Annotated in this window: 6 protein-coding genes; 1 reads left to right on the top strand and 5 read right to left on the bottom strand. The window is 62.5% G+C overall.

Annotated elements, in window-relative coordinates; genetic code table 11:
- The 3 genes from M0954_RS08735 to glgX all read right to left on the bottom strand — a co-directional run.
- The coding region (locus tag M0954_RS08735; protein WP_297352688.1) for an AI-2E family transporter at nucleotides 1-1,946 on the bottom strand (1,946 nt) is incomplete at its 3' end.
- Nucleotides 1,947-2,153 carry a DUF2934 domain-containing protein gene (locus M0954_RS08730; RefSeq protein WP_122154767.1) on the bottom strand — a complete coding sequence of 69 codons (207 nt, stop codon included), beginning with the start codon at nucleotides 2,151-2,153 and terminating at the stop codon, nucleotides 1,947-1,949.
- 183 nt (nucleotides 2,154-2,336) lie between these two features.
- Nucleotides 2,337-4,565, bottom strand: coding sequence for a glycogen debranching protein GlgX (glgX, locus tag M0954_RS08725; RefSeq protein ID WP_297352687.1), 2,229 nt, complete (start codon nucleotides 4,563-4,565; stop codon nucleotides 2,337-2,339).
- Nucleotides 4,566-4,835: 270 nt separating this feature from the next.
- Here glgX and M0954_RS08720 point away from each other — a divergent pair, with 270 nt between their 5' ends.
- The gene (locus tag M0954_RS08720) at nucleotides 4,836-5,228 is read left to right on the top strand and encodes a PRC-barrel domain-containing protein (RefSeq protein WP_122154765.1); all 393 of its coding nucleotides are present in this window, start codon (nucleotides 4,836-4,838) and stop codon (nucleotides 5,226-5,228) included.
- A gap of 51 nt (nucleotides 5,229-5,279) precedes the next feature.
- Here M0954_RS08720 and M0954_RS08715 read toward each other — a convergent pair whose 3' ends face one another.
- Together M0954_RS08715 and M0954_RS08710 are read right to left on the bottom strand one after the other, a co-directional pair.
- Nucleotides 5,280-5,738 (bottom strand): response regulator, encoded by a 459-nt coding sequence (locus tag M0954_RS08715; RefSeq protein WP_133891625.1) that lies wholly within the window; start codon nucleotides 5,736-5,738, stop codon nucleotides 5,280-5,282.
- A 217-nt stretch (nucleotides 5,739-5,955) separates the two neighbouring features.
- Nucleotides 5,956-7,662 (bottom strand): ATP-dependent DNA ligase, encoded by a 1,707-nt coding sequence (locus tag M0954_RS08710; RefSeq protein ID WP_297352685.1) that lies wholly within the window; start codon nucleotides 7,660-7,662, stop codon nucleotides 5,956-5,958.
- Nucleotides 7,663-7,668 lie beyond the last annotated feature (6 nt).

The following is a 7,668-nucleotide window of genomic DNA, read 5'->3' as shown; positions in this document are numbered from 1 at the left end:
TGGCGCGTACGCACTCTCGTGCTGCGCCTGGTCCACTGCATGGTTGACGAAGTGGGCGGACGCTGAATACAGCTATGCGCCTGAACAGGACATAGCGCGTCCAACCACTCATTAGTCCCGAGCGGATCGAGGGTGTCGATGGCGGTGCGCGACGCGGCCTCGTGCGGCAGCGACCGGCAATGGAGATCGTGCTTGCCGAGCAGTTGCAGCAGCAGGCTGGTCGCCAGTTGATCGAGCGGACCGCGCCCCGCGATGCATAGCACCTGATGGCCGGCCCGGTTGTGTGCGGCGCGCTCACGCTGGACACGAGTCTCGTCGCCTTCGCCGCTGGGGAAGCCGGCCATGCTTGTGTCCGGGCCAGCCACCCTCTCCCCTTGGTTTGCGTCTGCTCCAGACCCGCTCTCGCGCCTGGCGCTTTCTTCGTTCGCAGGGAGCCGCGATCGCTCATCCGACGGTCCTACCGCGGCCCAGTTGTCGTCCGGCTGATCGAGCCTGGGGTCGCGATCCGCGAAACTGTCGAGCCCTTCGGCCAAATCGTTAGTCGTGGCTTCGATCCGTGCGAGTTGCGCGGCGGTAACGCTGCCGCGCTGCACATCGTTGGCCGCCAGTTGCAAGCCCTTGAGGGCAACCTCGTCGTAATACGCGCACAGTGAACGCTCTCGCAGCAGACTTTCGGCCTGCGCGAGGGCTTCATCCGGATCGCCGGCCAGCGCTCGCTGATAGAAGTTTTCGACTGGCGTGAGCGCGGGCTGATCGCCCAGCAGCACATCGAGAAACTCGAGCCGTCGCACATGACGGCCCAGCACCAGCAGACATAAGGTCAAGGGCGTCGAGAGGATCAGCCCGATAGGCCCCCAGATCCAGCTCCAGAAAATCGCGGCGACTACCACGGAGAACGGCGAAAGACCTGTGCTGTGTCCGTACAGCAAAGGCTCGACTACTTGCCCTACCAGCACCTCAACGCTCACAAAGAGCGCCAGCGACCAGATCGCCATCGACCAGCCGGGGCTCACCGCCGCAGCCAGCGCGGTGGCAAGCACCGCCGAAATCCAGATGCCCACATAAGGCACGAGCCGCAATAACGCAGCCATGATGCCCCACAGGATCGGGCTCGGCACGCCGATCAGAGAAAGACCGATGCCGATCACCACGCCGACCCCGGCGTTCACGCCGAGCTGCGAAACGAAATAGCGGCTCAGACGACGCGCGGCCTCGTCCATCACAGTCGTCGTGCGATGCAGATCGCGCGAGCCGAACAGACGAATCGCACGGTCACGCAGATCGTCGCGCTGCAGCAGAATCACGATCGTCACGACGAAAACGATAAATGCGGTTTCCAGCGGGCTGATGGCCGGAGTCAAAAAACGGCGCGCGAGTTCGAACGGCGTGGGCACCGGCTCCCGCACGACAACCGGCATCGCCGCGGGCGCCTGTGCATCGGATGAGGGTGCGACGGCACTGCGCGAGGCCGGCGGCGGCGCCGAGGACGGCTGCTGCTGCTGCGGCGGCTCCATGGTGACACGCTGCAGCGCCTGACCGGCCGTGCCCATCAGCCGGTCGAGCTTGCCGATGGTCAGGTTGTGCGCGGTGTCGAGCTTGCGCTCGATGGTGGCTTCGTAATGCGGTCCATTAGCGACGAGTTCGGTGAGTTGCGTCCCGATCACGCTGGCGAGCAGCACGATCACCGAGACGGACAGCAGCACCGCGGCAAACACCGAGGCGACGTGTCCCAGGCGAATACGCAGCAGCGCATTCGCCAATGGCGCGACGAGGAAACTGAGTAGGATCGCGAGCGTGATGGGGATCAGCACGTCGCGCGCAAAGTAAAGCGCGGCGACGGCCAGCACGCCGACCGCCATCGTGATCAGCCCCTCGATGCCCAGCGCAGCGCTCGGAGCAATACGCGTCGCCGGCCGCGTCAGGCGTGGATCGTCGAAGTCTCGCATCTATTCCTTGTGTGTCGGCGTTACCGTCACACCCGCATGCGAGTCGCCCTCCGCGCCCGACTCTTCCTTCTCGACTTCAGCGCGAGCCTGCTCCCAGTATTCGTCCGGGGTACCCTTGGGGTCGGTTGCGTGTTCCCACAAGTAGTACGCGCGAGTGCGAATCTTTGCTTCGGTGCTGCTCGTTTCGAGTTCGTGGTCCTGTGCCATCTTGCCCTCCTGGGCTTTGCCTGGGTTTGCCAGGATGTTGCCTTGATCGGAACAACCGCCGCTGCCTTTGTCACCGCCTCGACTCTGCTAGCTCACACCGCCAAATCAGGTCAATGCAAAGGCACCGGCGGTGCCTGCATTCAGATCTTCAGCAAGCCCTATACCTGGCGTTACGCACCGCGCTCAGCTGGTTTTGCCGGGGTCATCGGTGGTCAACTGCTGCTCGAGCCCGTCCAGCACCCGCTGGGTTGCGCGACTCGAAGCATCGAGCGCGAACAACAGCAGCGAGCGGCCGGTGACCTGGTAGGACGCCCCGGCAGAAAATGCTGGCAGTTCGTCGCGTACCGGCATGTTCGTGTCGAGCAGGCAGGTCCACTGATCACCCTCGGGGACATCCGGCAACGTGAAGTTCACCACGTCGTGATGCGCGTTGAGGACCAGCAGCAGCGTCGCATCGGAGGCCGGGCGGCGAATGCCGCTCGCCTGGGCGCGTCCATCGATCACGAGGCCAAAGCAGCGCATCGCCGCGTCGTCCCACTGTTCCTGCGAGAGATCCTCGCCAGTCGGCGACAGCCAGCGGGTATCGGTCACCTCCAGCGCGGCGTTGTACTCGCCGGTCAGAAAGCGCCCACGCCGCAGCACCGGCAAGCGATGCCGCAACGTGGTGAGGTTTTTGACGAACTCCGTCAACGCTCGCCCGTCGTCGTCGATTGCTTCCCAGTCGAGCCAGCTAATCTCATTGTCCTGACAATAGGCGTTATTGTTGCCCTTCTGGGTGCGGCCGAATTCGTCGCCGGCGAGGATCATCGGCGTGCCTTGCGAAAGCAGCAAGGTGGCCAGCAGATTGCGCTTTTGACGTTCGCGCTGTTGACGGATATCCGGATCGTCGGTGGGCCCTTCCACGCCGAAATTCCACGACTTGTTATCGGAGTGACCGTCGTTGTTGTCCTCGCCGTTGGCCTCGTTGTGCTTGTCGTTGTACGAGACCAGGTCGTTCGTAGTGAAGCCGTCGTGTGCCGCGATGAAATTCACACTCGCCCACGGGCGCCGGCCGCGCCGGTCGAACTTGTCGCCGGAGCCGGTGAGGCGTTTTGCAAGATCGGGCACGATGCCCTCATCGCCTTTCCAGAACGAGCGGGTCGTGTCGCGGAAGCGGTCGTTCCACTCCGCCCAACCCGGCGGAAAACCACCCACCTGATAGCCGCCCGGACCGCAATCCCATGGCTCGGCGATCAGACGAACGCTCGAGAGCACCGGATCCTGCCGGCAACTATCGAGAAAGCCGCCGCCTTCATCGAAACCATGCAGCTCGCGGCCCAGAATCGTGGCGAGATCGAAGCGGAAGCCGTCCACTTTCATTTCGCTGACCCAGTAGCGCAGGCTGTCGGTCACCATCTGCAGCACGCGCGGATGCGACAGATTCAGCGTGTTGCCAGTACCCGTGTCGTTGATGTAATAGCGTGGTTCATCCGGCATCAGACGGTAGTACGAAGCGTTGTCGATGCCCTTGAACGAGATCGTGGGGCCGCGTTCGTTGCCTTCGGCGGTGTGGTTGTACACGACGTCGAGAATCACTTCGAGATTGGCGTTGTGGAAGCGGTCGACCATCGCCTTGAATTCTTCCACCGACGCATTGGTACCCGCGAAAAAACGCGGGTCAGCCGCGAAGAAACCGATTGTGTTGTAGCCCCAGTAGTTCGTCAGACCTTTTTCGAGCAGGTAACTGTCGTTAACGTACATGTGGATAGGCAGCAGTTCGACGGTGGTGACACCCAGTCCCTTGATGTAGTCGATCACCGGTTGCTGACCGAGGCCGGCGAAGGTGCCGCGCAGATTTTCCGGCACGGCGGGGTGGCGTTGCGTGAACCCGCGTACATGCGTCTCGTAGACAATCACGCGCTCCCAGGGCTGCGCGTTGCGCTCGGGGTGGCTCCACGAGAAATTGGCGTCGACCACCTTGCACTTCGGTACGAAGGGCGCGCTATCGCGCTCGTCGAAGGACAGGTCGCCGTCCTCGTGATCGAGCGTGTAGCCGAAGATTTCCGGTCCCCACTTCAGATCGCCGATATGCGCCTTGGCGTAGGGGTCGAGCAGCAATTTGTTCGGATTGAAGCGATGGCCTTCCTCGGGTGCGTACGGGCCATGAACGCGGTAGCCGTAGATCGCACCAGGCTTCAGGTCGGGCACGAAGACATGCCAGACCTCATCGGTATATTCGGGAAGTTCGATGCGCTCAATTTCCTCCTTGCCCGTTGAGTCGAACAGACATAGTTCGACCTTCGTCGCGTGCGCGGAAAACAGTGCGAAATTGACGCCGACGCCATTCCAGGTCGCGCCCAGTGGGAAAGGAACGCCTTCGGCGATGCGTGAAGCGAAGCGAGCGTGAGACGTTTTGGAGGCCTCGCGTGACATGTTTTTTCCTTGGACGATGGGAGTGTTTGCACGGGAGCCTGTGCGAAAGGCTAACTTAAGCAAGTTATGGTCCTGGTTTTCTGAGGCGCCCTCTGTGCGTTCTCTATGCGTTGTTAATCATGCGCGGTTTGCTTGGGGCCAGGTGGGAAGGCATGCGTTTTGCCTCTATCCCGATACGCGTGAATCAGCACGGCGGCTTCGGCATGACCGTACTGTCTCTTTGCATGATTAAACCAAACGCGCCTCTGAGGCGCCCGGAGGGTGAACACCATGACACGAACAACAAAGATGCAATTTGCGGCAGGTGTACTCGCCGCCCTGCTCTCCTGCGGAGCTTTCGCGCAGGGAGCGCCGCAAGCGGTCACCGAGAAGCGAACCGACGTCGTGCAACTCGGCAGCGGCTATCGCGCTTCGAAGCTGCACGGCGCGTCGGTCTACAACCGCAACAAGGATGACATCGGCACGCTCGACGATCTGATCGTCGCGCCGGGGGACCACAGCACGTACGCCGTCCTGTCGGTTGGTGGGTTTTTGGGAATGGACAAGCATCTGGTCGCAGTGCCGTTCGCCGATCTGCAGATCGAGAACCGCCAGGTGATCCTGCCCGATGCGACGAAGAAGTCGCTGGAGGCGCTGCCGGAGTTTAAGTACGCGCCTGATTGAGGAGGATTTGGAGGCGAGGTTTCGCAGACGTGTTGAATCGTCAGCGGAAAATCACAACGGCCCGTGTGCCCGGCTCGTCGTCGCCGCTTCCAGCACCCGCAGCAGGCGCTGCGGCGTGAGCGGCTTCGCGCAATGCGCATCGAAGCCCACTGCCTTCGCGTTAGCCCGGTCGTTGGCCGACGAGAAAGCCGTGCAAGCCACCAGCAGCATATGTGCTGTAGCCGGATGAGCCCGCAACCGTCGTGCGAGTTCGAAGCCGTCGAGACCCGGCATCTTGATGTCGAGCACCACCGCAAACGGTTGCCATTCACCCGCCACATCGCAGACCGTCAAAGGATCTTCGAGTGCACGGCATTCGAAACCGTCCGCATTGAGCAGCAATTGCAACGCGTCGGCCGCCTCGCGATAGTCGTCGACCACCAGCACGCGGCGATGCGATGCCATCGCTGCGCCGATCGGCCGCCACACCACCACGTCATCGTTATCGTTGATTTCGTCGTCTGCATTCACTGCGTTCTCCCCTGTGCCACGAGCGGGCACATTGGATCCCGTTTGCAAGATTCGATCCTGATAGTGCCGCGCACAGGCGAAGCAACCGGTCCAAAGGTGCACAAGTACCAAAATGCACCGGAGCTGACCACCCTGGGAAACCCCTTGTGCGCGCAACCAAGGCCACCACGCGACGCATCCGGCATGGCGCTCAGGGAAAATCCCGAGTCGGTTCGCGTCAGGCGGAGCGATCGTCGATAAAGCCTTTTAACATTGCCAGCGAATCGGCATCTTCGATCGACTTGTCGGTGCGCCAGCGCAGCATGCGCGGAAAGCGCACCGCCACGCCCGACTTGTGTCGTGGACTCGCCTGAATACCTTCGAAGCCGATTTCAAACACGAGCGTAGGCGTCACGCTGCGCACGGGGCCGAACTTCTCGATCGTCGTCTTGCGTACGATCGCGTCGACCTGACGCATCTCTTCGTCGGTGAGACCGGAATATGCCTTGGCAAACGGCACCAGTGTGCGCACGCCATCGGCTTCGTCCCACACGGCAAAGGTGAAATCGGTGTAGAGACTCGCGCGCCGACCGTGTCCGCGTTGTGCATAGACCAGCACGGCATCGACCGCGTAGGGATCGATCTTCCATTTCCACCACGTGCCCGACGCCTTGGTGCGCCCCACGCCGTACATCGACTGACGCTCCTTCAGCATCAAGCCTTCTACGCCGCGGGCCCGGCTTTCATCGCGCAATTGCGCGAGCGTGGTCCAGTCTCGCGCCGCTACCAACGGCGAGACTCGCAGCAGATCGCGGATCTGCGCACCGTCAAGCGAAACCGCAAGCGCTTCGAGTTGTGCGCGGCGCTGCGCGAGCGGCGTCATGCGCAAATCGTTGCCGTGCGCTTCGAGCAGATCGTAGGCGAGGAACGTGGCGGGCGAATCGGCGAGGATTTTTTTCGTAAGTGTCTTACGGGCGATGCGTGGTTGCAGCCGGGCAAAAGGCAACGGCGCCAATGCATCGGGTTCCCACGCCAGAATTTCACCGTCGAGCACGAAGCCATCCGGCAGTGCCTCACCCAGCGACGTCACTTCGGGAAAGCGCGCGGTGATCAGATCTTCGCCGCGCGACCAGAGCCATACCTGACCGGCACGTTTGACCAGCTGCGCACGAATGCCGTCCCACTTCCATTCGATCTGCCAGTGCTGCGGGTCGCCCAGCGTCTGCGGTTCGGCCTGTAGTGGATGCGCGAGAAAGAATGGATACGGTAGGCCGAGATCGCTATCGTTCGCTGCATTGAGGAGCGCGCCCTGCTCCGCTTCGTTCGTCGCCTCGCCATTTGCCGCATGGGTGGGCTCCGGCGCAATCAGGCGAAGATAGCGTGCGGCATCGGGCTTTTGTTGCGAATCGGTCCAGCCCACCATGCGCTGTGCGATGCGTTTATGGTCGACGCCTGCCACTTCGGCGAGCGCACGCACCACCAGTTGCCGTGCCACGCCAACCCGAAAGCCACCGCCGATCAGCTTGGTCAACAGAAACCGCCCGCCCCAGTCGAGTTCGTCCCAGTAAGCGAGGAGCCGCGTGCGCAGTTCTTCCGGCGCGATGCCGCGCAAGGTCAGCACGCGTTGCTCGATCCACTGCGTGAGCCCCAGCTCCGAGATGCGTTGCGCCGGCGGCAGAATATGCGCGATGGTCTCGGCCAGATCGCCGACCGCCTGGTACGACTCCTCGAAGAGCCATGCCGGTAAGGCAGCGCGCTCGCAGGCGATTTCGCGCAGGAGGCGCGTGGGGACCGACTGCCGCGGCTTGCCGCCCGCCAGAAAGTACGAGGCCCACGCAGCGTCCTCTGGCGCCGCCGCGCTGAAATAGGTGGTCAGCGCTTCGAGCTTGTCGTGCGTCGAGGTGGTGGCATCAAGCGCGGTGTAGAGCGCGGCAAATCGTTTCATGGCGCA

Source organism: Paraburkholderia sp. (genome assembly GCF_026225065.1).
Classification (GTDB): Bacteria; Pseudomonadota; Gammaproteobacteria; order Burkholderiales; family Burkholderiaceae; genus Paraburkholderia.
The sequence above is the reverse complement of the archived record's forward strand: the minus strand, read 5'-3'. Positions and strand labels throughout refer to the sequence as shown.

Excerpts from the sequence above, each read along its gene's own strand:
- M0954_RS08730 (WP_122154767.1), bottom strand. The coding sequence starts at position 2,153 with ATGGCACAGGACCACGAACTCGAAACGAGCAGCACCGAAGCAAAGATT.
- glgX (WP_297352687.1), bottom strand. The coding sequence starts at position 4,565 with ATGTCACGCGAGGCCTCCAAAACGTCTCACGCTCGCTTCGCTTCACGC.
- M0954_RS08720 (WP_122154765.1), top strand. The coding sequence starts at position 4,836 with ATGACACGAACAACAAAGATGCAATTTGCGGCAGGTGTACTCGCCGCC.
- M0954_RS08710 (WP_297352685.1), bottom strand. The coding sequence starts at position 7,662 with ATGAAACGATTTGCCGCGCTCTACACCGCGCTTGATGCCACCACCTCG.